25 protein-coding genes and 2 pseudogenes are annotated in these 24944 nt (G+C 69.1%); 11 read left to right on the forward strand and 16 right to left on the reverse strand.

Going from position 1 to position 24944, the window contains the following annotated elements; genetic code table 11:
* Window positions 1-32: 32 nt before the first annotated feature.
* Genes ACE2AC_RS12315 through cysQ form a run of 3 tightly spaced genes read right to left on the reverse strand, consistent with a single transcriptional unit; the run spans window position 33 to window position 2066 of the window.
* Window positions 33-851: a glycosyltransferase family 2 protein gene (locus tag ACE2AC_RS12315; RefSeq protein ID WP_375687453.1), complete on the reverse strand. Its 819-nt coding sequence runs from the start codon at window positions 849-851 to the stop codon at window positions 33-35.
* The gene (locus ACE2AC_RS12320; protein WP_375687454.1) at window positions 842-1243 is read right to left on the reverse strand and encodes a glycosyltransferase family 2 protein; all 402 of its coding nucleotides are present in this window, start codon (window positions 1241-1243) and stop codon (window positions 842-844) included. Before ACE2AC_RS12320 ends, ACE2AC_RS12315 begins: the two co-directional genes overlap by 10 nt.
* 49 nt (window positions 1244-1292) lie before the next feature.
* Window positions 1293-2066 carry a 3'(2'),5'-bisphosphate nucleotidase CysQ gene (gene cysQ, locus ACE2AC_RS12325; protein WP_375692105.1) on the reverse strand — a complete coding sequence of 258 codons (774 nt, stop codon included), beginning with the start codon at window positions 2064-2066 and terminating at the stop codon, window positions 1293-1295.
* Window positions 2067-2226: 160 nt separating this feature from the next.
* Here cysQ and ACE2AC_RS12330 point away from each other — a divergent pair, with 160 nt between their 5' ends.
* Both ACE2AC_RS12330 and ACE2AC_RS12335 read left to right on the forward strand, forming a co-directional pair.
* Window positions 2227-3048, forward strand: a complete 822-nt coding sequence (locus tag ACE2AC_RS12330) for an ABC transporter permease (protein WP_375687456.1) — start codon at window positions 2227-2229, stop codon at window positions 3046-3048.
* On the forward strand, window positions 3045-3647 hold the full coding sequence (locus ACE2AC_RS12335; protein WP_375687457.1) for an SH3 domain-containing protein: 603 nt from the start codon (window positions 3045-3047) through the stop codon (window positions 3645-3647). Before ACE2AC_RS12330 ends, ACE2AC_RS12335 begins: the two co-directional genes overlap by 4 nt.
* Before the next feature lie 48 nt (window positions 3648-3695).
* On the opposite strand, the pseudogene ACE2AC_RS12340 reads toward ACE2AC_RS12335, so the two are convergent.
* Together ACE2AC_RS12340 and ACE2AC_RS12345 are read right to left on the reverse strand one after the other, a co-directional pair.
* A pseudogene (locus tag ACE2AC_RS12340) lies at window positions 3696-5017 on the reverse strand (M16 family metallopeptidase).
* Entirely contained in the window at window positions 5014-6354 is a 1341-nt protein-coding gene (locus ACE2AC_RS12345; protein WP_375687459.1) for a M16 family metallopeptidase, read from the reverse strand. The pseudogene ACE2AC_RS12340 and the gene ACE2AC_RS12345 overlap by 4 nt, the downstream one beginning before the upstream one ends.
* Before the next feature lie 135 nt (window positions 6355-6489).
* Between ACE2AC_RS12345 and ACE2AC_RS12350 the strand changes: the two genes are divergently transcribed.
* Window positions 6490-6897, forward strand: coding sequence for a hypothetical protein (locus ACE2AC_RS12350; protein ID WP_375687461.1), 408 nt, complete (start codon window positions 6490-6492; stop codon window positions 6895-6897).
* Between the two features lie 7 nt (window positions 6898-6904).
* Here ACE2AC_RS12350 and ACE2AC_RS12355 read toward each other — a convergent pair whose 3' ends face one another.
* From ACE2AC_RS12355 to ACE2AC_RS12375, 5 genes are all read right to left on the reverse strand, one after another.
* On the reverse strand, window positions 6905-7420 hold the full coding sequence (locus tag ACE2AC_RS12355; protein ID WP_375687463.1) for a DUF3035 domain-containing protein: 516 nt from the start codon (window positions 7418-7420) through the stop codon (window positions 6905-6907).
* Window positions 7421-7473: 53 nt separating this feature from the next.
* Window positions 7474-7944, reverse strand: coding sequence for a signal peptidase II (gene lspA, locus ACE2AC_RS12360; RefSeq protein ID WP_375687465.1), 471 nt, complete (start codon window positions 7942-7944; stop codon window positions 7474-7476).
* Between the two features lie 9 nt (window positions 7945-7953).
* Window positions 7954-9555: a bifunctional phosphoribosylaminoimidazolecarboxamide formyltransferase/IMP cyclohydrolase gene (gene purH, locus ACE2AC_RS12365; protein WP_375687467.1), complete on the reverse strand. Its 1602-nt coding sequence runs from the start codon at window positions 9553-9555 to the stop codon at window positions 7954-7956.
* A 28-nt stretch (window positions 9556-9583) separates the two neighbouring features.
* Window positions 9584-11284 carry a heparinase II/III family protein gene (locus ACE2AC_RS12370; RefSeq protein WP_375687469.1) on the reverse strand — a complete coding sequence of 567 codons (1701 nt, stop codon included), beginning with the start codon at window positions 11282-11284 and terminating at the stop codon, window positions 9584-9586.
* A 132-nt stretch (window positions 11285-11416) separates the two neighbouring features.
* The gene (locus ACE2AC_RS12375) at window positions 11417-12922 is read right to left on the reverse strand and encodes an RsmB/NOP family class I SAM-dependent RNA methyltransferase (RefSeq protein WP_375687470.1); all 1506 of its coding nucleotides are present in this window, start codon (window positions 12920-12922) and stop codon (window positions 11417-11419) included.
* A 64-nt stretch (window positions 12923-12986) separates the two neighbouring features.
* On the opposite strand from ACE2AC_RS12375, the gene ACE2AC_RS12380 reads away from it, so the two are divergent.
* On the forward strand, window positions 12987-13172 hold the full coding sequence (locus ACE2AC_RS12380; protein ID WP_375687472.1) for a DUF1674 domain-containing protein: 186 nt from the start codon (window positions 12987-12989) through the stop codon (window positions 13170-13172).
* 8 nt (window positions 13173-13180) lie between these two features.
* Here ACE2AC_RS12380 and ACE2AC_RS12385 read toward each other — a convergent pair whose 3' ends face one another.
* Window positions 13181-13534: a dihydrodipicolinate reductase gene (locus ACE2AC_RS12385; protein ID WP_375687474.1), complete on the reverse strand. Its 354-nt coding sequence runs from the start codon at window positions 13532-13534 to the stop codon at window positions 13181-13183.
* Between the two features lie 70 nt (window positions 13535-13604).
* Window positions 13605-14411, reverse strand: a complete 807-nt coding sequence (dapB, locus tag ACE2AC_RS12390) for a 4-hydroxy-tetrahydrodipicolinate reductase (protein WP_375687476.1) — start codon at window positions 14409-14411, stop codon at window positions 13605-13607.
* A gap of 125 nt (window positions 14412-14536) precedes the next feature.
* Between dapB and rbfA the strand changes: the two genes are divergently transcribed.
* From rbfA to ACE2AC_RS12410, 4 genes are all read left to right on the forward strand, one after another.
* Complete coding sequence (gene rbfA / locus ACE2AC_RS12395; protein WP_375687478.1) at window positions 14537-14938, forward strand: 30S ribosome-binding factor RbfA; 402 nt, start codon at window positions 14537-14539, stop codon at window positions 14936-14938.
* Window positions 14935-15687 (forward strand): phosphodiester glycosidase family protein, encoded by a 753-nt coding sequence (locus ACE2AC_RS12400; protein ID WP_375687480.1) that lies wholly within the window; start codon window positions 14935-14937, stop codon window positions 15685-15687. Before rbfA ends, ACE2AC_RS12400 begins: the two co-directional genes overlap by 4 nt.
* 147 nt (window positions 15688-15834) lie before the next feature.
* Complete coding sequence (locus tag ACE2AC_RS12405) at window positions 15835-17493, forward strand: DNA polymerase Y family protein (RefSeq protein WP_375687482.1); 1659 nt, start codon at window positions 15835-15837, stop codon at window positions 17491-17493.
* 75 nt (window positions 17494-17568) lie between these two features.
* The gene (locus tag ACE2AC_RS12410; RefSeq protein WP_375687484.1) at window positions 17569-18744 is read left to right on the forward strand and encodes an acyl-CoA dehydrogenase family protein; all 1176 of its coding nucleotides are present in this window, start codon (window positions 17569-17571) and stop codon (window positions 18742-18744) included.
* Window positions 18745-18900: 156 nt separating this feature from the next.
* Here ACE2AC_RS12410 and pcaF read toward each other — a convergent pair whose 3' ends face one another.
* A complete protein-coding gene (gene pcaF / locus ACE2AC_RS12415; protein ID WP_375687486.1) occupies window positions 18901-20094 on the reverse strand; it encodes a 3-oxoadipyl-CoA thiolase in 1194 nt (397 codons plus the stop codon).
* Window positions 20095-20243: 149 nt separating this feature from the next.
* Between pcaF and ACE2AC_RS12420 the strand changes: the two genes are divergently transcribed.
* Window positions 20244-20594, forward strand: coding sequence for a DUF2794 domain-containing protein (locus tag ACE2AC_RS12420; protein ID WP_375687488.1), 351 nt, complete (start codon window positions 20244-20246; stop codon window positions 20592-20594).
* A gap of 6 nt (window positions 20595-20600) precedes the next feature.
* Here the strand turns inward: ACE2AC_RS12420 and ACE2AC_RS12425 are convergent, their stop codons facing one another.
* From ACE2AC_RS12425 to ACE2AC_RS12435, 3 genes are all read right to left on the reverse strand, one after another.
* The gene (locus tag ACE2AC_RS12425) at window positions 20601-21431 is read right to left on the reverse strand and encodes a C40 family peptidase (protein WP_375687490.1); all 831 of its coding nucleotides are present in this window, start codon (window positions 21429-21431) and stop codon (window positions 20601-20603) included.
* Window positions 21428-22810, reverse strand: coding sequence for a M17 family metallopeptidase (locus ACE2AC_RS12430; RefSeq protein WP_375687491.1), 1383 nt, complete (start codon window positions 22808-22810; stop codon window positions 21428-21430). Before ACE2AC_RS12430 ends, ACE2AC_RS12425 begins: the two co-directional genes overlap by 4 nt.
* A gap of 79 nt (window positions 22811-22889) precedes the next feature.
* Window positions 22890-23264, reverse strand: coding sequence for a hypothetical protein (locus ACE2AC_RS12435; RefSeq protein WP_375687493.1), 375 nt, complete (start codon window positions 23262-23264; stop codon window positions 22890-22892).
* Window positions 23265-23427: 163 nt separating this feature from the next.
* Here ACE2AC_RS12435 and ACE2AC_RS12440 point away from each other — a divergent pair.
* Both ACE2AC_RS12440 and ACE2AC_RS12445 read left to right on the forward strand, forming a co-directional pair.
* Window positions 23428-24077 (forward strand): annotated as a pseudogene (locus ACE2AC_RS12440) (carbonic anhydrase).
* A gap of 139 nt (window positions 24078-24216) precedes the next feature.
* A complete protein-coding gene (locus ACE2AC_RS12445; RefSeq protein ID WP_375692106.1) occupies window positions 24217-24942 on the forward strand; it encodes a helix-turn-helix transcriptional regulator in 726 nt (241 codons plus the stop codon).
* Window positions 24943-24944: the final 2 nt, after the last annotated feature.

Genomic DNA, 24944 nt, shown 5'->3' on the forward strand with positions numbered 1-24944 from the left:
ACCGGGCTTTTCGTGCAATCAGTGCCCATGCGTCAACCGTCGCAGGCCCTTTGTTGTGCTGTGCGCGAACATTCTTCTGACACGCGGGCAGAAAACCGCGCAAGTCGAAACAATGGCTCGGTCCGACGGCTCCGTCCCCAGAGTCCGCCGCGCTGTTCCCAGATTCCACCGGGAAGGAATCGCACCCGGTGCGCCAGCGTCGTCCGTGAAAAGAGGTACATGGATACCGTCGAGCCGGCCGCGGCCGCGGCCCGCGCCCGTGCGCGATGGCGGCGGGCAAAGACCGCCCGCCCGGCGACCACCACGTGACCGGCGGTGGCACGGCTGGCAAAGGGCATGAACGGGTGGTCCGCGGGCGGCAGCGGCGCAAGCGGCGCGATCTCGCGTCCGGCGCCCTCGGCGATCCCCTCGTCCAGTCGCCGCATCAGCCGCGACACGTCGCGCGGTTCGATCCCGCCCGCGACCATGTGCGCGATCAGCCCGCGCCGCTGTGCGCCCCGCAGCGCCTCCAGCGCCGCCGGATGCCGGGCGTCCGCACAGTGCTTGCGCAGGAAGACCATGCTGCTGGCCCCCACGTCGAACAGGTCGCGCGGGCCCCGGTTCGCGCCACGGCGCGGGCTTTCGGCATGGGCATGGTGCACCTCGGCCAGCGGCACGATGACCGTCGCCGCCCCGTCCCGCGCCAGCCGCATGTTGAGGTCGGTCTCGTCCATGTAGAAGGCGAACGCCGGGTCAAAGCCGCCCATGCGGGCCAGCACATCGCGCCGGAACGCCATGTTGGTCCCCTCGGTCCGGGTCGCCGCGTCCGCCCCGGGCGGGATCAGCACCGGGTCGCTCCCGGTCAGTGACATGGGCATCGACACACCAGTGTCGTCGACGCTGCGCGCCCGCCACTGGAACGAGATGCCGTTGCGGCCCCGCACATAGCCGCCTGCCGCCGCCCCCCGAGGGCGAGCCCCCCGGCAAGGTGATGCAGCCAGCAGGGTTCCGGCACCGCGTCGTCATCGATGAAGGCCACCACCTCGCCCGCCGCGGCGGCGATGCCCGCGTTCCGCGCGGCCGAGATGTTGGGGACGTCGAACGCCACCGTCTTGACCAGCCCGTCCAGACCGGCGGCCGCCACGGCCTGCAGGCCCGCAGGGTCCGCGACCACGACGATCTCGTAAGGGGCATAGCGCAGGCGCGACAGGGCATCGAGGCAGAGCGCCAGCGGCCCCGGCCGCCCGCGGCTGACCACCACCACGCTGACCGCGGGGCGCGGGCCGGTTATGCCGCCTGCGCGTTCCGCGGCCCTACCCCGCCGGCTTCAGCGCCACGTCGGGCGCGTAGGCGATGAAGAACGGGTTGGCATAGCCGTCCTTGCCGTAGGTCAGCGGCTGGTGATCGTCGAAACGCACCACCTTGCCGCCCGCGCCGGTCAGCACGGCATGGCCCGCCGCAGTGTCCCATTCCATCGTCCGCCCGACCCGCGGGTAGAGGTCGGCCTCACCCGTGGCGACGAGGCAGAACTTGAGCGAGGACCCCGCGCTCTTCATGTCCTTCACGGCATATTTGCCGATGTAGTCGTCGGTCGCCTGGTCGCGGTGGCTCTTCGAGGCCACGACCATCAGCGCGGCATTGTCGGCGGCCGAGACATGGATCGGTGCCGTCGCGCCGGGGGTCTCGAGGTCAAAGGGCCCCTCTTCCTCGACCGAGGTGCCATCCGCCAGCGTGTAGAACATGCGTCCCTTGGCCGGGGCATAGACGACGCCACGGATCGGCACGCCGCTTTCGACATAGGCGATGTTCACGGTGAAATCGCCGCGCCGGTTGATGAATTCCTTGGTCCCGTCCAGCGGGTCGACGATCAGGAAGGTCTCGGCCAGCGTCGTGTGCGTGGCGGCCTGCTCCTCGGTGATCAAGATGGTGTCCGGAAACGCCGCGCGCAGCCCGGCCGAGATCAGCGCATCGGCCTGTTCGTCGGCCTCGGTCACCGGGCTCGAGTCCGATTTCACCTTCACGTCGAAATCCGCGGAGTCGTAGATCTCCATGATCTTCGCCCCTGCTTCCAGGGCAAGGCGCCGCATCACGGTGACAAGTTTGTCATGGTCCAAGGGAAATCTCCTGTGCTGGCCGCCCATTCAGGCCTGGCCGGTTTGAATGCGGTGTCGCGGCCGTTATGGTCAAACCCTAGGGAAACGGCAACATTTCGCTGGCATTTGGGCGGATGTGTGCAGGACCGGCGAGATGTTCGAACAGAATACACCCAGAACGACCTTCCAATCGGCGTTCCAGCAGCTGGAGCTGATCTATCACTCCATCGTCCGCGACATCCGCAAGACCCACGGCAACGCGCTCTTCTCGCTGGTGCTGAACATGGTCCAGGCGGCGATCTTCGTGATCGCCTTCTACATCATGTTCTCGATCCTGGGCCTGCGGTCCTCGGCCGTGCGGGGGGATTTCCTGCTCTACATCATGTCGGGCATCTTCCTCTTCATGACCCACACCAAGACGCTGGGCGCGGTGGTCAAGTCCGAGGGCCCCGCCTCGCCCATGATGAAGCACGCTCCGATGAACACGGTCGTCGCCATCATGGCGGCGGCGCTCGGCACACTCTACATCCAGGTGCTGTCGATGGCGGTGATCCTGTTCCTCTACCACGCGATCTTTGCCGAGATCACGATCGAGGAACCGATCGGCGCGTTCTTCTGCCTGCTGGTGGCCTGGTTCACCGGCGCGGCCATCGGGGTCGTCCTGCTGGCGGTGAAGCCGTGGTTCCCGCGCTTCGTCGGCATCTTCACCACGGTCTACCAGCGGGCCAACATGGTCGCCTCTGGCAAGATGTTCCTGGCCAACTCCCTGCCCGGATACATGCTGGCGATGTTCGACTGGAACCCGCTGTTCCACTGCATCGACCAGGCGCGGGGCCACATCTTCATCAACTACTTCCCGCGCTACACCAGCATCGAGTACCCGATCTACTTTGGCCTGACCTTCCTGATGATCGGCATGATGGGCGAATTCTACACCCGCCGGCACGCCTCCCTCTCGTGGGAGGCGCGGCGATGACCCGCGCGGCGCTGATCCTCTGTGCCGCGCTGCTGGCGACCCCGGCCGCCGCGACGCAGGACGCCTTTCCGGCGCTCTACGACGTGACCGGCGTTGCCGCGAACGATGTGCTGAACCTGCGCGCGGCACCGAACGCGGGCGCCCCAGTCGTCGGCACGCTGGCCCCCGATGCCACGGGCGTCGAGGTTGTCGAACTGGCCCCCGGCGTCGACTGGGGGCGGGTGAACATCGGTGAGACCTCGGGCTGGGTGTCGCTGGCCTACATGGCGCGACGGCCCGGCCAGTTCGCGGGTGCGCCGCCGGACATCGCGCGCTGCTTCGGAACCGAACCGTTCTGGGGCCTGACCGCCGCCAACGCGGGCTACATCTTTTCGGGCGTGGACATCCCGCCACGGACGCTGACACCGACCTGGCAGGGCGCGGCTGCCGGGCGCGCCGACCGCCACGGCATGACCTTTGACGCAGGCACCGCAGTCATCACCACCGCCGCCTGTTCCGACGGCATGTCCGACCGGCGCTTCGGACTGGCGATCGACCTGCTGCTGACCGCGGGCGATACGCCTTTGCTCTATTCCGGCTGCTGCACGCTGCAGCGCTGAACGGAAACGGGGCGCCGAAGCGCCCCGCCTGCCCCGTCACGGGTCATCTCAGTTCGAGGTCGCGCCCGCTTCGAGCCCCTCGGGCTTGCCGACCACGACAAAGGTCAGCTGGTCGGGCTGCATCAGGTCACGCGCGACCCGTTTGACCTGCTCCAGCGTGACCGCGTTGATCTTGTCGTTGCGCGTCGCGGCGTAATCGATTGGCATCCCCTGGATCTGCATTCCGGCGATGATGTTGGCGATCGGACCGTTGCCGTCGAACCGCAGCGGATAGGCGCCGGTCATGTACTTCTTGGCCGCCTCCAGCTGCGCCTCGGTGACGCCGTCCTGCGCGATGCGGGCCCATTCCGACCGGATGACCTCGATCGCCTCGGCGACGCGGTCGTTCGCGGACGAGACCGATCCCATCCACGGCGTCGCCCCGTCCTTGTCCAGCAGGTAGGAATACACGCCGTAGGTCAGCCCGCGCTTCACCCGGACCTCCTGCATCAGGATCGAATCGAACCCGCCGCCGCCGATGATCTCGTTCAGCACGAAGGCGGCGAAAAAGTCCGGATCGGTCTGCGCCATGCCGGGCTGCGCGAACAGCACGACTGACTGCGGCGTGTCGAACTCCACCACATGGATGTCGCCGTCATAGGTCATCTCGGCCTGGCCCGGCAGCGGTGCGCCGGTATCGGGCAGGTCGCCCAGCAGGTCATCCAGCAGGCCATTCAGCTCGTCGGCCGTGATGTCCCCGACCGCCCCGACATAGAGACGATCCTTGGCCAGCGCGTTCTGCCACGCGGCGACAAGATCGTCGCGGGTCAGTGCCGCGACGCTGTCCAGCGTGCCCTCGCCCGGGGTGGCATAGGGATGGTCGCCGTAGATCAGCGCCGAAAGCGCCTCGCCCGCCATGTCGTTGGGATCGGTGGCGTTCGATTTCAGGATCGACAGCACCTGTGCACGGACGCGTTCCACCGCCTCTTCGTCGAACCGCGGCTCGATCAGCGACGACCGCAGGAGTTCGATGGCCGCATCGCGGTTCTCGGACAGGAACTTGGTCGAGATGGTGAAGGTGTCGTCGTGGACGTCATAGCTGAACGAGGCGGCGAGCTCTTCACCCGCACGCGAGAATTCGCGCGAATCGAGATCGCCGGCACCCTCTTCCAGCAGCCCGGCCATCAGGTAGGTCGCCCCCGCTTGCCCGCTTCGTCGAGCGAGGTGCCGCCCCGGAACCGAAGCTCCAGCGCGGTGAAGGGGATCGAATGCTCCTCGACCAGCCAGGCGGTGATCCCGCCGTCGGTGGTGACCTCCTGGATCGCCACCTCGGCCCGGACGGGCAGCGCGGCGGCGACGGACAGCACGAGGGCGGCGGCAAAACGGATCATTGGGTCATCTCCTGCGTCGTCAGCCAGCCGGTGACGGACTTGTCCTTGTCGAACACCGCGCGGGCGGCGGCCATGATGTCGTCCTCGGTGACCGCGGCCAGAGCCTCGGGCCAGTCCTGCACGTCCTGGATCGTCAGCCCCTGGGTCAGGGCCGCGCCGTATTGCCGGGCCAGCGCGCCGACGTCGTCGCGCATGTAGATCTCGCTCGCCTTCAGCTGCAGCTTGATCCGCGCCAGCTGTTCGGGGTCGACGCCTTCCTGCAGGAACTCGGCAATCGCCTGGTCCAGCGCGGCCTCGCCCTCTTCGAGGGTCACGCCCTCGGCCGGGACGATGTAGATGCCGAAGGTCGTGTCATCCAGCGACAGGCCGGAATAGTAGGCCGAGGCATAGAGCGCCTTCTTGTTGCCGAACTGGAGCTTCTCGCTCAGCACCGAGGTCTGGCCGCTGCCGAGGATCTCGGCCAGCATGGTCAGCGCGGCGGCCTCTTTCTGCGCGCCCGCATCGCGTTCGGGCGCAAGGTAGGACCGGCTGACATAGGGCTGCGCGACGCGCGGGTCCTTGAAGGTCAGGCGCCGGGCGGCGGTCTGCGGCGGCTCCTGCGGGCGGGCCCGCTTGGGCAGCTCGGCATTCGGTTCGAGCACGCCGTAGTGCTTTTCGGCCAGCGCCTTCACCTCGTCCGGGGTCACGTCGCCCGCAACCACGAGGACAGCGTTGTTCGGCGTGTAGAAGCGATCATAGAACGCGCGGGCATCGGCCTGCGACAGGTTCTCCATCTCGTGCTTCCAGCCGATCACCGGGATGCCGTAGGGGTGATTGAGGTACTGCGCCGCCATCGCCTGTTCGCGGTAGAGGGCACCTGCGTTGTTTTCGGTCCGCTGGTTGCGTTCCTCGATGATCACGTCACGCTCGGTCCGGATCGCCTCGGCGTCGAGCTTGAGGTTGACCATCCGGTCGCTCTCCATCTCCATCATCAGGTCCAGCCGGTCGGCCGCAACACGCTGGAAATAGGCGGTGTAATCCTGTCCGGTGAAGGCGTTGTCGGTGCCGCCGTTCTCGGCCACGGTTTCGGAAAACTCGCCCGGCGCCAGCTTGTCGGTGCCCTTGAACAGCAGGTGTTCCAGGAAATGCGCCACGCCCGAGACGCCCGGCGTCTCGTCGGCGGCCCCGGCGCGGTACCAGACCATGTGCACGACGACCGGCGCGCGGTGATCCTCGATCACCACGACCTCCATCCCGTTCGACAGGGTGAAGTCTGTCACCATGTCCTTGATGCCCTGCGCCTGCACCGGCAGGGCCAGGGCAGCGAGGGTGATTGCGGCGGCGGCAAGCCTGAGCATCGGCGCTCCTTTCCGATCAGGGTATTGCGGGCATTGCGCCCTGCGCGCCAAGATACGCGCAAGCCGAGAGGTGGCAACCACGCGGTGGATCGGGTGACGCGCTTGTGACGCTCGCGTGTTCAAGGGGCCGGGGCAATGACGGATCTGGATGGGATCGCTGGCGACTACGGTGGCACCGGGACGTGGCACCAGTCCGACGGCGGGCACGGTGGCTATGCCGTCTCCCTCGCGTTGTCCCGTGCGGCGGGTGGGTGGCACCTGGCCTACACCCATGTCTTCGACAACGGCGACCCGGACACGACGGCCGCGTTCGACCTTGCCCGGATCGCAGCGGGACCGCTCCTTGCCGTGTCGGCCGGCGGGCAGCAGATCGGGCGCGGCTACGCCTTCGGCGGCGCGCTGCATTACACGCTGGAGCTGCCCGGCAACATCGTCGAGGCGACGCTGCTGGCGGATGGCGCGGGGCTTCGGGTGATCGGATCGGCGAGCCGCAACAAGGCCGGGCTGGCCATCGCGTGGGAGGAGCGGCTGACCCGCGCCTAGGTGCGGATCAGTTCGACGGCGGGTTGGTCGGCGTCGGCGCGCCGGCGCGGCGCCAGCCCCAGGCCGTGCTTTCCCCGTCGAGCGACTGCCCCTCGTAGGACTGGTAGTACCGGTCGACGCGGAACAGGCGGATCTTGGTCAGGAACGACTTGCGACGGCGGAACTCCTCGTCCTCCTGGGCAAGGACCTGCCGGATCGCCGGGTCGCGTCCCTGCCGCGAGGCATAGTTGACCAGCCCGCCCTCGCTCGACGGCACGCCGGTCAGCGCCAGTTGCGACGGACGCCCGCCAAGCGCGGCGACCGCGTCTTCCTTGGGCGTCAGGTCGGTCCGGTTGCGTCCGCCCGGCGTCGGGGCCGGCAGCGCGTTGTAGCTGGCCGGCTGCTCCAGCGGCTTGCTGGGCAGGACCGCGAACTCCTCGGGGCCACCGCCGACGCTCTGGAAGTCGTGCAGGGTAATGTCCCGACCGGAACAGGCGGCAAGCGCCGGAAGGGCCAGGAGTGCCATGGCGCGGAAGGGTTTCATCACGTGCTCCGTCCTCAATTGGCTCTATTCTCTACATTATCGGGCAGCGCCCGTCACCCGGCCTTTTTCTCGGCCGGGATCAGGACCAGCCCCGCGGCGCCGACGAAGATCGCGATGTCGGCCACGTTGAAGGCATAGGGATTCTCGATCCCGCAGCAGGTCACGTTCAGGAAGTCGGCCACGGAGCCGTAGAGCAGCCGGTCGATCACGTTGCCGATGGCCCCGCCGACCAGCAGGCCCGCGGCGATCAGCCCCGCGGTGCGCGGCTGTTCCTTGTGCACCCACCACAACACCGCCGCGCTGATCGCGACGGCGATGGCGATCAGGATCCAGCGCATCGTGTCCGCCCCGCTCGACAGCAGGCCAAAGTTGATGCCCTGGTTCCAGGCCATGCGAAAGTTGACGTAGGCCGGGATCACGTCGATCTCGCCCACCTGTTTCAGGTTCATCCAGTGCACGACGATCAGCTTGGTCAGCTGGTCGACGACAAGCGTGATGAACGCCGTGATCAGGGTCAGCCGCACGCGCCCGCCTCAGTGCCGGAAATGGCGCATGCCGGTCATCACCATGGCCAGGCCCGCCTCGTCCGCCGCGGCGATCACCTCGTCGTCGCGCATCGAGCCTCCGGGCTGGATCACCGCCGTGGCGCCCGCCTCGGCCGCGGCCAGCAGGCCGTCGGCAAAGGGGAAGAACGCGTCGGAGGCCACGACCGATCCCTTGGCGGGCGTTTCGGCCATGCCGACCTCTTCCGCCATCCGCTTGGCCTTGAGCGCCGCGATGGTCGAGCTGTCGACACGGCTCATCTGGCCCGCACCGACGCCGACGGTCGCGCCGTCCTTGACGTAGACGATGGCGTTCGACTTCACGTGCTTGGCGACCTTCCAGGCGAACAGCAGGTCGCGCAGTTCGGCCTCCGACGGCGCGCGCTTGGTCACCACCTTCAGGTCGTCCAGCCCGATGTGCCCGTTGTCGCGGTCCTGCACCAGCATCCCGCCCGACACCTGCCGGTAGGCGAGGCCCCCGGCGGTCGGATCGGCCAGCCCCTCGGTCAGCAGCAGGCGCAGGTTCTTCTTTTTCGCCAGCAGCTCGACGGCGCCATCCTCGGCACCCGGTGCGATGATGACCTCGGTGAAGATCTTCGAGATCTCCTCGGCCGTCGCCACGTCCAGCGTGCCGTTCAGCGCGATGATCCCGCCGAAGGCCGAGGTGCGATCGCAGTCAAACGCCCGCGAATAGGCCTGCAACAGGGTCTCACCACGCGCCACGCCACAGGGGTTGGCATGCTTGATGATCGCCACCGCCGGGCCGTCCTCGGGCCGGAACTCGCTGACCAGCTCGAAGGCCGCGTCGGTGTCGTTGATGTTGTTGTAGGACAGCTCCTTGCCCTGCAGCTGCCGCGCGGTGGCGATGCCGGGCCGGTCCGAGCCGTCGGTGTAGAAGGCGGCCGACTGGTGCGGGTTCTCGCCGTAGCGCAGCGTCTGCGCCAGCGTGCCGGCAAAGGCGCGGCGGCGGGGGGCGGCCTCTTCGATGGCGCCCGCCATCCAGCCCGACACGGCGGCATCGTAGGCGGCGGTGCGGGAATAGGCGGTCAGCGCCAGCCGCTGGCGGAAGGCCATCGTGGTGCGGCCGCCGTTGGCGTCCAGTTCAGACAGCAGGGCATCGTAATCCTCGACATCCGTGACCACGCTGACAAAGGCATGGTTCTTGGACGCCGCGCGGATCATCGCCGGGCCGCCGATGTCGATGTTCTCGATGCAGGTCTCGTAGTCCGCGCCCTTCGCGACGGTCTCCTCGAAGGGGTAGAGGTTCACCACCAGGAGGTCGATCGCCTCGATCCCGTGTTCCAGCATCGATGCCACGTGGCTGTCGTCGTCGCGCAGCGCAAGCAGGCCGCCGTGCACCATCGGGTGCAGCGTCTTGACCCGCCCATCCATCATCTCGGGGAACTTCGTCACCTCGGACACGTCACGCACCTTGAGCCCCGCGTCGCGCAGCGCCTTGGCGGTGCCCCCGGTGGACAGCAGGTCGATCCCGCGTTCGGCCAGGGCTTGGGCCAGTTCCACGAGGCCGGTCTTGTCAGACACGGAGATCAGGGCGCGGCGCAGGGGTTGCAGGCCGGGGGTCAGGTCAGTCATCGGGTCGGTGTATCCGTTGTGGTTCGTCTCAGGCGTCGATATCCGCGTCGTCCCGCGCCAGGTCGCGGATGGAAACCGGGGTGTCCTGCGCTTTGGAGAGGGACCAGCGGATGCGGGTCGCATACTCCATCGCGCGGCCCGACAACACGATCTGTTTGGTCGCACGCGGCTTGAGGCGGTTCTTTTCCAAGTAGACCGAGGCGTCAAGACGCAATTCCGTGCGCCCGTCGTGCCGGAAGATCCAGATCTCGCCGGATCTGAGCGCCAGGGAGATCGCGGCGCCGCCCAGGTCGATCTCGGCATCGACCTCGGGATGCAGGTGAAAGCGCAGTTGGTAGGGCACGCCCTTGAGCCGCACGGCATCCATCGCCTTGTCAAAGCGGCGCTTGTCGGCATCCTCCAGCGCCAGCAGCATGTCCTCGCCCGCCATGCCCCGCCCGTCGAACGTCATCTCGAGCATCCGGGCGTGGGTCAGGCCGTGCGACTTCACGTAGGCGTCGTGCCCGCCCTCGAACCGGATGCCGTCGCCCGCGTGGCTGATCTGGATCGGCACCCGCTTCGGCCCGTCGATCAGCCAGTCGCGCCCGGCGCCGTTCTTCGACGCCGACAACCGGGCCGAGGATGTCGCGTCGAGGCAGAGCGTCGAATGGCTGGGCGTCGCCCGCCCCGCCCGCCGCCAGTCGGGGCCAAAGCTGATGCCCGATCCGCAGTTGACCACCACCGGACGCCGTCCCGATGTCAGCTCGAACGCCAGGGTGGAGGCATGGGCGTTGCCGCTGGCCTTGCCCTCGGGCGGGCGGCTGGCATCGACGATCACGCTGGTCCGCCCTGCGCTCAGCCGGGCATAGCCCATGGCCAGCCCGTCGTTGTGCCGCCCCTTGATCCCGCTCTGCGCCAGCGCGTGGTCCAGCCGGCCTTCGAGGCCCCGGCCACCGCCGTGGAACCGCGCCAGCGCCCCGTCGGCATGACGCAAGGTGCGCAGCGTCGGCGCGATCCGCTCGATCGCCTCGACATGGTCGCGCTCGGCCCGCATCCCGGCATCGTCCAGCGCCGCCGCCGCCCAGGACAGCAGGGTAAAGACCTCAAGCAGTTCCTCGGGGTTGCGGGTCGGGATGCCGCCCTGCTCGTCCACCTGCGCCGCGCATTCGCGGCCAAGCGCACGGATCGCCGGGCGGGCCAGCTTCTCCATACCTTCGAGCGCCAGCCCGGCATAGATCAGGCCGGTCAACGCCTCGAACCGGGCCAGCCCCGGCGCCGCGCTTTTCCAGCGCCGCGAGAGAAAGATCGTCTGTTGCCCCAGCGAGCGGTGGAAGGCCCGGCTCTGGTCGCCGTCCTGCCCACGCAGCAGGAAGATCGCGTGGTTGATCCACCGGATCAGCCGCCGTCCGGCCAGGTCCGGCACCCAGCCCGGGCCGCGCCCGCCGCCAAACCGCGCGATCCAGTCCCAGGTCCACTGCTGGGACAGCGCGCGCGCCCTGGTGTCACCCACGGCGGCCAGGTCGTCGAGCCAGGCAAATCCGTGCAGCTCTTCCTCGAACCAGGGGTCGGTGGGGGTGATGTCCCAGATACCGGCATCCGCCGCCTCGACCAGGCTGCCGGCGAACAGGTAGTTGCCCACCATCAGCTGCCGGCCCTTGGCAAAGCTGCCGATGGTCCGGGGTTCGGGTTGCGAGGTGAAGGCGCTAGCCGGACGGGCAAGCACGCTCAGACGGGCATGGAGCCTGTCCATGAACCTGCCGCGCGTTGTCACACCGTTTTCGGAATCGGCCATACCCGACCTGCCTCTCACGCTCTGGTGGCGTCTTACGGCGGCAGCTTAGCGCCCGGGGGGCCGGGTGTCATGGATTATCCGGCGCGGCCCTCAGCGGCGCAGCACGGCGATGTAGAAGCCGTCGATCCCGCCCCGGTCGGCCCAGTGATCCGGGCGGATGCGCAGACCGCCCTCGGCGCTGTGCCATGCCGGTTCGACACCGGGAACGTCGCGCGCGGCGGCATCGACCGTCAGGCCGGGGTGGCGCGCCAGCGCCTCCTCGATCTGCACCTCGCCCTCGTCCGGCAGAAGAGAGCAGGTGCAGAACACCAGCCGCCCGCCGGGCTTCAGCAGGGTCAGCGCGTGGTCGATCATCTGGCCCTGCAACTCGATCAGGGCGCCGAAGTCGCTGCCGTCCTTGGCATGCGGCAGATCGGGGTGACGGCGGATCGTGCCGGTGGCCGAACAGGGCGCGTCGAGCAGGATGGCATCGTAGGGCCCGCCCTCGTGGGTCAACGCGTCGGCAACGGCGGTGCGGGCGCTCAGCCCGGTGCGCGCCAGGTTCTCCTTCACCCGGCCCATGCGGCGCGGCGACATGTCGATGGCCGTCACCGTGGCCCCGGCCGCCGCAAGCTGCAGCGTCTTGCCGCCGGGCGCGGCGCAGAGGTCCAGCACCGCCTCGCCGGGCTGCGCCGCGAGGATGCGGGCGGGCAGCGCCGCGGCCGCATCCTGCACCCACCAGCGGCCGTCGTCATATCCGGGCATGGCGCTGACCTGCCCCGCGTCGGTCAGGCGTAGCGACCCGGTCGGCAGCACTTCCGCCCCCAGTTCGCCTGCAAGAGTGCCTGTTTCGGACGGATCGCGCAGCGTCAGGTCCAGTGGGACCGGGGCGAAATGCACCGCCTCCATCGCCGTGATCGCGGGATTGCCCCAGGCCTCGGCCAGCGGGTCGCGCAGCCAGACCGGCAGGCGCGGCACCCGCAGCGTGTCCCAGGCCGCCGGGCCGGTGTCGCCGACCTTGCGCAGCACCGCGTTGACCAGCCCCTTCAGCGACTGCGCGTTCGGCGTGGCGGCGGTCAGGTCGACGCAGTCGTTGACCACGCCATGGGCCGCGCCCCCGGTGCAGAGCTCGTAGGTCCCCAGCCGCAGGATGTTGCGCACCGTCAGCGGCGGGTATTTCGTCATGTGCCGTTGCAATAGCCGGTCGCAGCGTTCCAGCCCGCGCAGCGTTTCGGTCGCCAGCCGCTGCGCCCGGGCCTTGTCGGCCGGGGATAGTCGGTCGAGCACGCCGCCCGGCCCGGTCATATCGCTGAGCAGCCGTTCGCGCCCCAGAACGCCGTCCAGCAACGCCACCGCGCCGCCTCGCGCGGTCAGCGGCAGGTTCGGACGTTCCGCCCGGCGCGCCGCCGTGCGGCGATCGCTGTCATGCTTGTCCCCGGGCCGCTTGCCGCCCGCCGACGGCCCCTTGCCACCCGGGCCCTTGCCGCCGGGGCCCTTGCCGCCCGGACCCTTCCCATAGCCGCCCTTGCCGCCCGAGGGTTTGCCACCCTTGCCGCCGCCTGCGGGGCGCTTGCCGCCGGGCTTGCCGGTCTTGGGGGTCGTGGGGTCCTTGGCCATCGGGGGAATCCTTGCACATCGCCGGGTGCGGCGTATATCAACACCATACCGGAAGGAAGCGGATATGACCGACACCCAACCCGATCGCAAGGACCTGCCGCCCGCCGCGCAACGTGCCCTGGCCGAGGCAGAGGAGCGTCGCCGCCAGGCCAAGGCGCTGGAGCTGCCAACCGAACTGGGCGGCCGCGACGGGCCGGAACCGATCCGCTTCGGCGATTGGGAGAAGAAGGGGATCGCGGTCGACTTCTGACGGCGCCCCTACCGGAACGCCAGCCGCGCGCTGTCCCCCGCCCCCTTGTCCGAGGTGAAGCGCAGGCCCGCGCCCTCGAGCTCAACGGCCTGGCAGTTGTAGGCGTCGATCACCTTGCCGCCCCATTTCAGCACCCGGCAGAAGTAATCCCCCTGCCATTCCCACGTCCCCGACACCGGACGACCCAGGGCCCGGCCAGAGATCTGGCCATCACCGGTCACGTTCAGGGAAATGCCGAGGCGGGTGAGCGCGCGCCCCTCGACCAGCGATACGAACTCGGCGCGGTCGGTCACGGGATGCTGGTCCTGCGCCGCGGCGGGCAGGGCGGCGGCGATCAGTAGAACGATGGCTGCAATACGCATGGGAACCTCCTTCCCCATGCCTACGCAGGAACCACGCCGCCGGATCACACCGCCGGCGGTGATCCGCCGGTCAGAAGCCCAGAACGTCCGCCATGTCGTATTCGCCCGGCCCCTTGTCCTGCCCCCAGAGCGCGGCCTTCAGCGCGCCGCGGGCAAAGATGCCGCGGTCGGTGGCGACGTGGCGCAGGATCACCCGCTCTCCCTCGGCGGCGAAGAGGACGTCGTGTTCGCCCACGATGTCCCCGCCCCGGATCGCCGAAAAGCCGATATGCCCCGCCTCGCGCGCGCCGGTGATGCCGTCACGTCCCCGGTCTGCCACGTCGGACAGCGCGACGCCCCGGCCCTCGGCCGCGGCCTCGCCCAGCATCAGCGCGGTACCCGAAGGCGCGTCGACCTTGTGCCGGTGGTGCGCCTCGATCACCTCGATGTCCCAGTCGGTGTCGAGCGCCTGCGCCACCTTCCTGGTCAGCTGGACCAGCAGGTTCACACCCAGGCTCATATTCCCCGCCCGGATGATCACGGCGTGGCGGGCGGCGGCCTTCAGCTTTTCCAGGTGCGCCTCTTCCATGCCCGTCGTGCCGATCACGTGCACCGCGCGGGCCTGTGCCGCCAGTGCCGCGAACTCGACCGTGGCCGCCGGCGCGGTGAAGTCCAGCACCGCCTGCGCCGTGGCGAAGGCCTCGAGCGGGTCGTCGGTGACGGTGACGCCGCGGGCCACGCCCACCAGGTCGCCAAGGTCCTTGCCGACCCAGTCATGCCCCGCGCGTTCCACCGCGCCCGAGATGCGCGCCTTGCCCGACGCCTCGACCGTGCGGATCAGCATCTGGCCCATCCGGCCCGACGCGCCGGTCACCACGATGTTCGGAAGCAGGCTCATGGCGCATCCCCTATGTGTTCCGGGCCCCGCGGCCCCCGGCCCGATCAGGCCTTTTTGATCTCCGCGCCTGCTTAACCGCTGCACCGCTCCTTGGCAAAGGGGCCTTGAGCGCGTAGATGCGGGGCATGAGCAACTCGTCCGACACCGGGGGCCGTGGCCCGTCGCAACGTCAGCTTCGCGTCGGCGAACTGATCCGCCGCACCCTGTCCGAAGCCCTGATGCAGGGCGAGATCCACGATCCTGACCTGAACCGCCTGTCGATCACCGTCGGCGAGGTGCGCGTGACCCCCGATCTCAAGATCGCGACGGTCTATGCCCTGCCGCTCGGCGGCAAGGACCAGGACGAGGCGATCGCGCTCCTGGCCAAGAACAAGGGCGAACTGCGCCGGCTCCTCGGCAAGAAGACCGAGCTGCGCTTCACCCCCGACCTGCGGTTCCGGATCGACGACACCTTCGACCGCATGGACGAGACCCGGCGCCTGTTTTCCCAGGAGGAGGTCCGCCGCGACCTCGACAGCGACACGTGAAGCGCCTTTGGCTGAAGGTCACGCTGGCCCTCGGGGTCGGCCTCTTCGGCGCACCGGCCTGGGCCCTCCAGTGTTCCGAGCAGAGCTACAAGGGCAACACCTACGTGCTGTGCGAGGTCGACGCCACGGCCGAGGACCTGCGCCTGTTCCTCAATGATGCCTCCGGCACGGCCTTCGGCCATTTCGATGCCGTCGACGCCGCGCTGGCCGAGACCGGCGAACGCCTCGCCTTCGCGATGAACGCGGGAATGTACCACGAGGATCGCGCGCCGGTCGGCCACTATGTCGAGAACGGCGACGAGGTCATGCGCGTGGTGCCGAACCCGGGGCCCGGCAACTTCGGCATGGTCCCGAACGGGGTCTTCTGCATCCGGCAGGGCCGCGCCGACGTGGTCGAGACGCTGAAGTTCCAGAAGACGCTCGAAGGCCAGTGCCGCTTTGCCACCCAGTCCGGCCCGATGCTGGTCATCGACGGAGAGCTGCACCCGCGGTTCCTCAAGGACAGCACCTGGCGCTACCTGCGCAATGGCGTGGGCACCAGCGCCGATGGCAAGCGCGTGGTTTTCGTGATTTCGCGAAATGCCGTTACCTTCCACGAGTTCGGGTCGTTTTTCCGCGACGCGCTCGGCCTGCCGCAGGCACTCTATTTCGACGGCAACATCTCGCGCCTCTACGCCCCCGCGCTCGGGCGCGCCGATGGCGGCCGCCGGATGGGCCCGGTCGTCGGCGTGGTGGTCCCGGTCGAGTGACCGGACCGGGCGGGTTTTCCCCCGGAATGCGGCTCTGAACAGGGCCTTTTCGTTCCCCTTCTCCATCTCTTCGTGACCTGTGCACCGGACTCGACTCCCGGTCGCTCCCGTCGCTAGAATGGAACAAACAGCGAACACACGAATCCCATGCCCGCCCCCACGCGCCGCATCCTCTCGGTCTGGTTTCCCCGCCTCGGGGCGGAACGGCTGCTGCGCGCGCAGGGTGGCGATGACGGGCGGCCCTTTGCCGTGGTCCGGGAAACCGGCAACCTGCAGCTGCTGGCCTCGCTCTCGTCCGGGGCCTCGGCGGCGGGGCTGAGCCCGGGCCAGCCCCTGCGCGACGCCCGCGCCATGTGCCCCGAGCTCATCACACGGCTGCAGAACCCGCAGCGCGAGGCCGCGTTCCTGGCCGTCCTCAGACGCTGGGCGGGCAAGTATTCCCCCTGGGTGGCCGAGGCGCCGCCCGACGCCCTGCTGATCGACATCTCGGGTTGCGCGCATCTCTTCGGCGGCGAAACACCCCTGTTAGAGACGCTTTCGGCCGATTGTGCCCGCCTCGGCCTGACCCACCTCGCGGGCATCGCCGACACGGCCGGCGCGGCCTGGGCGCTGGCCCGCTATGCCGGACGCGGGGTGGCACACCACCGCTCGGGCGACGCCGTGGATGCCGAGGCACCGGCGACCCGGTCCCGCGCCGCCCGGCGGCACTGGGTCAAGGGCGGGGCCGCGCCGAAAGCCCCGCACTCGGCGACGCCCCCTGCCCGGATCGCCCCGCCGGGCCAGACCCGCGGCGCAATCGCCCCGCTGCCGGTGGCCGCCCTGCGGCTGGACGCGGGCACGCTGGAGCAGCTCGCCCGGCTTGGCCTGCGCCGGGTCGAGGACCTGCTGAACCAGCCCCGCGCGCCGCTGGCCCGCCGCTTCGGCCGGCAGCTGGCGCTGCGCGTCGACCAGGCGCTCGGGCATGTGCCGGAACCGGTCTCTCCCGCCCGCACCGACCGGCCCGACGCGGTGCGGATGACCCTGCCCGAACCGATCGGGCTGGAAAGCGACATCCTCGCCGGGCTCGACCGGCTGCTGGACCGTCTCTGCGCCACGCTCGAGGGCAAGGGCACCGGCATCCGCACCGCCCGGCTGCAGGTCTACCGCACCGACGGCAGCATGCAGTGGATCGAGGCCGGGCTGGCCCGCCCCAGCTTCGATCCCGACCGGGTCCGTCCCCTGCTGGCGATGAAGGTGCCCGAAATCGACGCCGGCTTCGGCATCGACATGCTGCGGCTCGAGGCGGTGCAGGTCGAACCCGTCCACCGCACCCAGACCCGCGGCCACCTTGCCGCCGGGCAGGCGGTGACCGACCGGATGGCCGGGGATCACGCGCTAGACGACCTGGTGGCCCGGATCGGTGGCCGCGTCGGGATGGAGGCGGTGACCCGCCTGCACCCGGCCTCGTCGAATATCCCCGAAAAAGGGTCGATCGTGATGGCCGCCGCCTGGTCCGATCCCGCCCGCGACTGGCCGCGTCCGCCGGTGAAACGCCCCCTCCTCCTCTGGCGGCCCGAACCGGTCATGGCCCCCGACAGCCCCGCCCTGCCCGAGGCGTTCCGCTGGCGAAGGCGCGACCTGCACACGCGTGCAGCCCGTGGCCCGGAACGGATCGCCCCGGAATGGTGGCTCGACGATCCCGACTGGCGCACCGGCGTGCGCGACTACTGGCGGGTGACGGTCGAGGGCGGCGAACGGCTCTGGCTCTACTACGCCCACGGCGGGCTGATGTCCTCGGGCTGGTTCTGCCACGGCCGCTTTGCATGAGTGTGGTGTGCGGCGCAAACCGCGTGACACCTGCACCCCCACGCCGTTGACTGCGCCAGACCAAGGAGGCGCCCGATGGATTTCACCCTGAGCGAAGAACAGCAGATGCTGCGCGACCTCGTCGCGCGCTTCGTGCGCGACAACCTGATCCCGCTGGAGCCCAGAGTGCTGGCCAGCGAGGCCGAGGGCGAGGCCAAGGCGATCCCCGCCGAGGACCGCGCCCGGATCGACGCCCGCGCCAAGGAGCTGGGCCTCTACGCCCTGGAATCGCCCGAGGAGTTCGACGGCGCGAACCTCGATACAGTCTCTATGGTGGGGGTTTTCGAAGAACTCGGCCGCACCTGCGTCGATTACTACTTTCCGCCCGACAGCCCGAACCTGCACATGCTCATGCAGACCTGCAACGACGAGCAGCGCCAGAAGTACCTCGAACCCTATGCCAGGGGCGAGAAGATCAGCGCCATCGCGATTTCCGAACCGAACGGCGGCGGCGACCCGGCGGCGATGATCACCCGCGCCGAACCCGACGGCAACGGCTGGCGGATCAACGGCCGCAAGATCTGGATCAGCCGCGCGCCCGAGGCCGATTTCACCATCCTCATGGCCGTCACCGACCCGTCGAAGGGCGCGCGCGGCGGCATTTCGGCCTTCGTGGTCGACAAGGACACGCCCGGCTACGAGGTGGCGCGCAAGATCCCGATGATCGGTGGCCGCGTGACCTACGAGATTGCCATCGACGATCTGAAACTTCCCGGATCCGCCCTGCTGGGCGAGCTCGGCAACGGCTTCGGCCCGATGCAGCTGCGCCTCTCGCGACGCCGGGTCGAGATGGCGGCCCGCTGCATCGGCACCACCCGCCGGGCGCTGGACGAGATGAAGGCCTGGGTGAAGGAGCGGAAGACCTTCGGCGACCTGCTGTCGAACCGGCAGGCCATCCAGTGGTGGATCGCCGACGCCGAGATGGAGCTGCACGCCCTCCGGCTGATGGTCTACAACACCGCCGTCAAGATCGACGCCGGCCAGCAGGCCCGCACCGAATGTTCGATGGTCAAGCTGAAGGGCACCGAACTGGCCTGGGACACGCTCGATAAGGCGATGCAGGCCTACGGCGCCATGGGGATGACCAAGGAACTGCCACTGCAGATGATGGCCAACCAGATCCGGGTGCAGCGGATCTACGAGGGCCCGAGCGAGGTGCACCGCATGCTCATCGCCCGCCACGCGCTGCAGGACCGCATCGTGGGGCTCTAGGCCCCACCACCTTCATCTTGCCCGGAAAACTCCCGCCGGAGGCATCGCGCGGAGCGGGCTCGATGCCCGGTCCGCGCGACCACCGCACGAAAAGGGCCGCCCCGAAGGACGGCCCCGAACCTCCGGGCGGGGCGTCACCCCGCCGCCGAACCTGCCTCAGACAGCTTCCAGCATCAGGGCGATGCCCTGGCCCACGCCGATGCACATGGTGCAGATCGCGCGCTTCGCGCCCATGTGGCCCATCGAGAGGCCGGCGGTCAGCGCCAGGCGGGTGCCGGACATGCCGAGCGGGTGGCCAAGGGCGATCGCGCCGCCGTTGGGGTTCACCCAGTCGGCGTCATCCGCGATGCCGAGCTGCCGCGTCACCGCCAGGCCCTGGGCCGCGAAGGCTTCGTTCAGCTCGATCAGGTCGATGTCGCCGATGGAATAGCCGGTCTGCGCCAGCAGCTTCTCGGTCGCGGGTGCCGGGCCGATGCCCATGATCCGCGGCGGCACGCCGGCAGTGGCCATCGACACGATCCGCGCGCGCGGCGTCAGGCCGTACTTCTCGACCGCCTCGCCCGAGGCGATGATCACCGCGGCCGCGCCGTCGTTTACGCCCGAGGCGTTGCCCGCCGTGACCGAGCCGTTTTCGCGGAACGGCGTCGGCAGCGCGCCGAGCTTGTCCATCGAGGTCTGGCGCGGATGTTCGTCGGTGTCGACGATGATCGGGTCACCCTTGCGTTGGCGGATCGAGACGGCGGTGATCTCCTCGGCCAGGCGGCCGGACTTGATCGCGGCGGCGGCGCGCTCCTGCGAGCGGTAGGCAAAGGCGTCCTGATCCTCGCGGCCGACCTGGAACTGCTCGGCCACGTTCTCGGCGGTTTCGGGCATGGAATCCGTGCCGAAATGCTTGTGCATCGCCTTGTTCACGAAACGCCAGCCGATGGTGGTGTCGTAGATCTCGGCCTTGCGGGAGAACGCGCTGTCGGCCTTGGGCATGACCAGCGGCGCGCGCGACATCGACTCGACACCGCCCGCGATCAGCACCTGCATCTCGCCCGACTTCACCGCCCGCGCCGCCGTCCCGACGGCGTCGAGGCCCGAGCCGCAGAGGCGGTTGATCGTGGCGCCGGGGATATCTTCGCCCAAGCCCGCCAGGAGCGAGGCCATGCGCGCGACGTTGCGGTTGTCTTCGCCGGCCTGGTTGGCGCAGCCGACATAGACATCGTCGACCTGCACACCGGGGTTGCGGGCCATCAGGTCCTTCATCACATGCGCCAGCATGTCGTCGGGGCGCACGGAACTGAGCGCGCCGCCGTACCGCCCGATCGGCGTACGCAGCCCGTCACACAGAAATGCCTCGGCCATGGTCTTGATCCTCCAATACGGCGGCATGCCGTCAATCGCGCGCAAACTGCGCAAAAGGCCGCCTAGGGTCAAGGCGACCCTGAGGCTTTCCACGTGGGAGAAGGTGCGGCGCACTTGATTTCACGCCGCGAGTTGGCAAATCTTGGCGTATGAACTTCGTCGCTCCTCCATCCGCCGGCGGCCGGTCCACCACCGACGTGGTGACCTTTCACAAGACCGAATTGCGGGTGATCATCGGGCTTTACGGACGCATGGTCGCAGCCGGGGAATGGCGCGACTACGCGATTTCCTTCCTCAGCGACGTGGCGATCTTCTCGGTCTTCCGCCGCGCCTCGGAACAGCCGCTCTACCGGATCGAGAAGCGGCCGCGGATGCGGGACAAGCAGGGCATGTACTGCGTCGTCGGCATGGATGGCCGGATCCTGCGCCGCGGGCATGACCTCAAGACCGTGCTGCGGGTGCTGGAACGCAAGCTGATCCGCGCCGTCGATACAGAGTGAGCCCGCTTAGCCCAGCCGGCGCCGCGCGGTGACCTTGCCGTCGCCCTGCGCCTCGATCCGGGCGATGGCGGCATCGATGCCCTCGTAGACCACGGCCATGTCGAACCCGTTGGCGTGCAGGATGCGCGTCTCGTCCGCGACCCAGGCGACATGGCCTTTCCAGAACAGCAGATCCCCTCGTTTCAGGGTCGCATCTTCGGGCAGTGCGGCGCCCAGTTCGCGTTCCTGCATGTCGCTGTCGCCCGGGCAGGCGATGCCGCAGGCCACGCAGCCCGCCTGCACGAGGCCGGAACAGTCGATCCCGGCGCGGGAATTCCCGCCCCAGAGATAGGGCGTGCCGATCAGGCGCTCCGAGACTGCGACCGGGTCGGGTTCGGGGCTGTCGAGGGGGCGGAGATGGCGGATCGGGATGAACCCCTCGGGGGTCTGGGCGAACTTCGCATCTGTGCCGATCACCTGCACCCGCGCGCCGAGGCTGAGGCCGAAGCGTTCCGGCACCTTGATGTCGGCGGCTGGGTAGACGTGGGTGGCGGCGGTGCAGACAATATGGGTCGGCGCCGGAGCCTCGGCCAGCGCGGCCTCGGCCACGTAGCCGGTGTAGCCATCCTTCTGCGCCTCGACGAAGGCGTGGCCGTCGGCGACCTCGTAGACGTTCAGCCGTTCGCCGAAAAGGACCTGCCGGTCCCGCCGCCCGCCGGGCGCGGCCTTCAGGTCGGCCACCGGCAGGACGACCGCGCGGGTCACGGGATCGACGAACCGGTCGACGGCCACCTCGCCCTTGAGGCGGGCGGCGGCGACGCGGGTGTTGGCGGGCCAGCGGCGGCGGTCGGGCATCATGCCCCGAGCACCCCGGGCAGCGCGTCGAGGATCGCGCGCCAGCCCTGCCCGACGCCGCCCATTGGGCGCCCCGGGGCCGAGGCGGGCTGCCAGCCGTAGATGTCGAAATGGGCATAGTTGGTGTCGCCCGCGAAGCGCCGCAGAAACAGCGCGGCGGTGATCGACCCGGCGAAACCGCCCTTGGGCGCGTTGTCGAGGTCGGCGATGCCGGGCTCGATCATCTTTTCGTAGGGCGCCCAGAAGGGCATGCGCCAGACCGGGTCGGCGACCTTGCCCGCCGAGGCGGCCAGCGCCTGCGCGAAGCCGTCGTCGTCGCTGTAGAACGGCGCGAGGTCCGGGCCCACGGCCACCCGCGCCGCGCCGGTCAGCGTCGCCATCGAGATCATCAGGTCGGGCTTGTCCTCGGCGCCGTAGGTCAGCGCGTCGGCCAGCACCAGCCGCCCCTCGGCATCGGTGTTGTTGATCTCGACCGTCAGGCCCTGGCGCGAGGTCAGGATGTCGCCGGGACGAAAGGCGTTGCCGGCGATGGCGTTCTCGACCGCGGGGATCAGCACGCGCAGGCGGACCTTCATTCCGGTCGCCATGATCGCGCGGGCCAGGCCCAGGACGTTGGCCGCCCCGCCCATGTCCTTTTTCATCAGACCCATCGAGGCCGGCGGCTTGATGTCGAGCCCGCCGGTGTCGAAACAGACGCCCTTGCCAACCAGGGTGAGCGCCGGGCCTTCGCTGCCCCAGGTCATCTCGACCAGGCGGGGCGCATCGGCCGCGGCGCGGCCCACGGCGTGGATCATCGGGAAGTTCTGGGTCAGGAGGTCATCGCCCTCGATCACCCGGAACGTCGCGCCGAAGTCGCGGGCGATGTCACCGGCCACCCCGGCGAGGGCCGAGGGGCCCATATCGGAGGCCGGGGTGTTGATCAGGTCCCGGACCAGCGCCTCGCTCGCCACGATAGCCTCGAGCCGGGTGGCATCGACGCCCGCGGGCGCGACCAGCCGCGCCTTGGCGCCGGATTTCGACTTGTAGAGGTCAAAGGCGTACCCCGCGAACAGCCAGCCCAGCGCCGCCTCGTCGAGGTCCTTGCCGGCCAGGGTGTTGTCGAGCTGCCAGTCGCCTTCCGGCAGGGTCGCGGCGGCGGCGGCGACGTGGAACCGGCCGCGCGCGCGATCCGCCTCTGACCCGAGGCCGAAGAGCGCGCCGGCAGGGCCACCGTCTTTGCCGGGCAGCACCAGCACCTTGCCAAGCGCCGCGCCAAACCCGTTGCCGCGGACCCAGGCCGCGACCGGCGGCGCCTGCGTCGCGATCCACTGGTCGAGCGTTTCGGGCGTCAGCAGGGTCAGCGGCAGGGCACGGGAGGACGCGGCGGCAAAGGTCAGGGACATGGGGTTCCTTTCTCAGGTCACCCCGCCAACCTATCCGCCCGCCGCCGGCCTGCAAGGCCGAAGCGCGATGCCGTCGCGGCTAGTCCTGCATGTCCCAGATGGCGGAAAGCGATCGTTCCCCGATGCGGATCAGCCGGGCCACGACGGCGGCGGTCGCCGTGCTGTCGCCTGCGTCGAGGCAGAGGATCACGTCGCCCGCGACACGCGACAGGGAATACATTCCGATGCGGTCGGCGATGTTGACCAGCGCCAGCACGCTCTGCCGCATATCGGCGTGCTTGCCCTGTCGGTACTGCCGTTCGGCGAAAGACAGCCGAACCGCCAGTTCCTCCATGGCGCGACAGACGAGGTCCTCGGCCTCGCTCTGGCCCAGTTGGTCGCAGAGTTCGGTCAAGCGCACCGGATCGACGCGCACGGTTTCCTCGCGGCTCAGGACAGCCACCTGATCGGACATTGCACCCTCACTCTTCGCACTCCCCACGGAACGACTATGCGCGGGGAGGGTTCCCAAATGGTTGAGGTCAAGGCACAAAACGCGGAGTATTCCTGTCAAAGGCGTTTCAAACCGGCACCGCCCGCGCTATATCGCCCGGGATCCGGCAACCCGAGGAGACGGAATGGATTTCGCAACCCCCCTGCCCTCTTACCTGGTCAAGCGTTACCAAGGATGGAAAGCGACATCTTACGCGGAAAACAAGGCCTGGTACCGCCACCTTGCGGAAGAGGGCCAACATCCGCGCGCGATGATCATCTCGTGCTGCGACTCGCGGGTGCATGTCACCGCGATCTTCGGCGCCGACCAGGGTGAGTTCTTCATCCATCGCAATATTGCGAACCTGGTGCCGCCCTACGAGCCGGACGGCCAGCAGCACGGCACTTCGGCGGCGGTCGAATACGCCGTCACCGCGCTCAAGGTCGCGCATGTGGTCATCGTCGGCCATTCCAACTGCGGCGGGGTGAAGGGCTGCCTCGACATGTGTTCGGGCGCGGCGCCCGAGCTCGAACAGAAGTCCAGCTTCGTCGGCCGCTGGATGGACATCCTGCGCCCCGGATACGAACGGGTCAAGGACGTGGCTGACGCCACGGAACAGCGCCTGGCCCTCGAAAAACAGGCTATTCTTGTCTCGCTCGAAAACTTGATGACGTTTCCGTTCGTGAATGAAGCGGTGAGCACCGGAAAGCTTACCCTGCACGGACTCTGGAACGACATCGGTGAGGGGGACTCGAGGAATATGACAGCGACAGCGGAACGTTCCGGCGGATCTGACGACCAGCGGGCCGGTCCCGGGGCGGCGCATGCCGCCCGCCCCGTCGACCCGTTCCTGCGCACCTCGCTCCCCGCGTCCAGCACGCCCCGCCGCCCGCCGAACGCCGAGGAGGTCATCGAGTCGATCGGCCGGATCGGCATGGCAGGCGAGATCGCGGCGGTCTGGAACGAACTGCGTTACCAGCTGTCACGCTTCGGGTTCGACCGGCTGAACTATGGCTACAGCCCGGCGCTGCACGATCCCGACAACATCAGCCGTTCCATGCGGTTCGCGCTGTCCTCACATCCCGACACCCGTGTGCGCGACATCTACATCGGCCCCCGGCTGGACCGGTCGCCAATGCGGATCTGGGCTGGGCGGAACGTCGGCGCCCTGTCCTGGGCCGAGGCGCCGCGCCTGCTGCAGGAATACGGCATGGTGGACATCGCCGACGAGCTTGATGCCCTGCTCAAGCGGCTCGGCGTCCATGCCGGCTATACCATCGCCTTTCCCCCGAACGGGCGGAACGGACGCGGCTCGATGGGCCTGACCGCGCGCGAGGGGCTGACCCAGGACGACGTCGACCGGATCTGGGACCGGCACGGCGCCGAGATCATGGCGCTTGCCAGCGCCGCCCATGGCCGGCTGACCCACATGCCGTTGCCGCTTAAAGGCTACAAGGTCACCGACCGCCAGCGTGAACTGCTGGGCTGGATCGCCGACGGCAAGTCGGTGCAGGACGTCGCCGTCCTGACCGGACTTTCGGTGAGCGCGGTGGAAAAGCACCTGGCCCGTGCGCGCGCGGGGCTTGAGGCCGAGACCACGGCGCAGGCCATCGCGCGTCTTGCGCTGCTGAACCAGCTGCACATGCCCTCGGCCGAATAGAA

It is taken from the genome of Pseudooceanicola sp. LIPI14-2-Ac024 (genome assembly GCF_042188925.1).
Taxonomy (GTDB): domain Bacteria; phylum Pseudomonadota; class Alphaproteobacteria; order Rhodobacterales; family Rhodobacteraceae; genus Pseudooceanicola.

Coding starts and splice junctions, on each gene's coding strand:
- ACE2AC_RS12315 (WP_375687453.1), bottom strand. CDS start 851: ATGTCACTGACCGGGAGCGACCCGGTGCTGATCCCGCCCGGGGCGGAC.
- cysQ (WP_375692105.1), bottom strand. CDS start 2,066: ATGCGGCGCCTTGCCCTGGAAGCAGGGGCGAAGATCATGGAGATCTAC.
- ACE2AC_RS12330 (WP_375687456.1), top strand. CDS start 2,227: ATGTTCGAACAGAATACACCCAGAACGACCTTCCAATCGGCGTTCCAG.
- ACE2AC_RS12335 (WP_375687457.1), top strand. CDS start 3,045: ATGACCCGCGCGGCGCTGATCCTCTGTGCCGCGCTGCTGGCGACCCCG.
- ACE2AC_RS12345 (WP_375687459.1), bottom strand. CDS start 6,354: ATGCTCAGGCTTGCCGCCGCCGCAATCACCCTCGCTGCCCTGGCCCTG.
- ACE2AC_RS12350 (WP_375687461.1), top strand. CDS start 6,490: ATGACGGATCTGGATGGGATCGCTGGCGACTACGGTGGCACCGGGACG.
- ACE2AC_RS12355 (WP_375687463.1), bottom strand. CDS start 7,420: ATGAAACCCTTCCGCGCCATGGCACTCCTGGCCCTTCCGGCGCTTGCC.
- purH (WP_375687467.1), bottom strand. CDS start 9,555: ATGACTGACCTGACCCCCGGCCTGCAACCCCTGCGCCGCGCCCTGATC.
- ACE2AC_RS12370 (WP_375687469.1), bottom strand. CDS start 11,284: ATGGACAGGCTCCATGCCCGTCTGAGCGTGCTTGCCCGTCCGGCTAGC.
- ACE2AC_RS12375 (WP_375687470.1), bottom strand. CDS start 12,922: ATGGCCAAGGACCCCACGACCCCCAAGACCGGCAAGCCCGGCGGCAAG.
- ACE2AC_RS12380 (WP_375687472.1), top strand. CDS start 12,987: ATGACCGACACCCAACCCGATCGCAAGGACCTGCCGCCCGCCGCGCAA.
- ACE2AC_RS12385 (WP_375687474.1), bottom strand. CDS start 13,534: ATGCGTATTGCAGCCATCGTTCTACTGATCGCCGCCGCCCTGCCCGCC.
- dapB (WP_375687476.1), bottom strand. CDS start 14,411: ATGAGCCTGCTTCCGAACATCGTGGTGACCGGCGCGTCGGGCCGGATG.
- rbfA (WP_375687478.1), top strand. CDS start 14,537: ATGAGCAACTCGTCCGACACCGGGGGCCGTGGCCCGTCGCAACGTCAG.
- ACE2AC_RS12405 (WP_375687482.1), top strand. CDS start 15,835: ATGCCCGCCCCCACGCGCCGCATCCTCTCGGTCTGGTTTCCCCGCCTC.
- ACE2AC_RS12410 (WP_375687484.1), top strand. CDS start 17,569: ATGGATTTCACCCTGAGCGAAGAACAGCAGATGCTGCGCGACCTCGTC.
- pcaF (WP_375687486.1), bottom strand. CDS start 20,094: ATGGCCGAGGCATTTCTGTGTGACGGGCTGCGTACGCCGATCGGGCGG.
- ACE2AC_RS12420 (WP_375687488.1), top strand. CDS start 20,244: ATGAACTTCGTCGCTCCTCCATCCGCCGGCGGCCGGTCCACCACCGAC.
- ACE2AC_RS12425 (WP_375687490.1), bottom strand. CDS start 21,431: ATGATGCCCGACCGCCGCCGCTGGCCCGCCAACACCCGCGTCGCCGCC.
- ACE2AC_RS12430 (WP_375687491.1), bottom strand. CDS start 22,810: ATGTCCCTGACCTTTGCCGCCGCGTCCTCCCGTGCCCTGCCGCTGACC.
- ACE2AC_RS12435 (WP_375687493.1), bottom strand. CDS start 23,264: ATGTCCGATCAGGTGGCTGTCCTGAGCCGCGAGGAAACCGTGCGCGTC.
- ACE2AC_RS12445 (WP_375692106.1), top strand. CDS start 24,217: ATGGCAGGCGAGATCGCGGCGGTCTGGAACGAACTGCGTTACCAGCTG.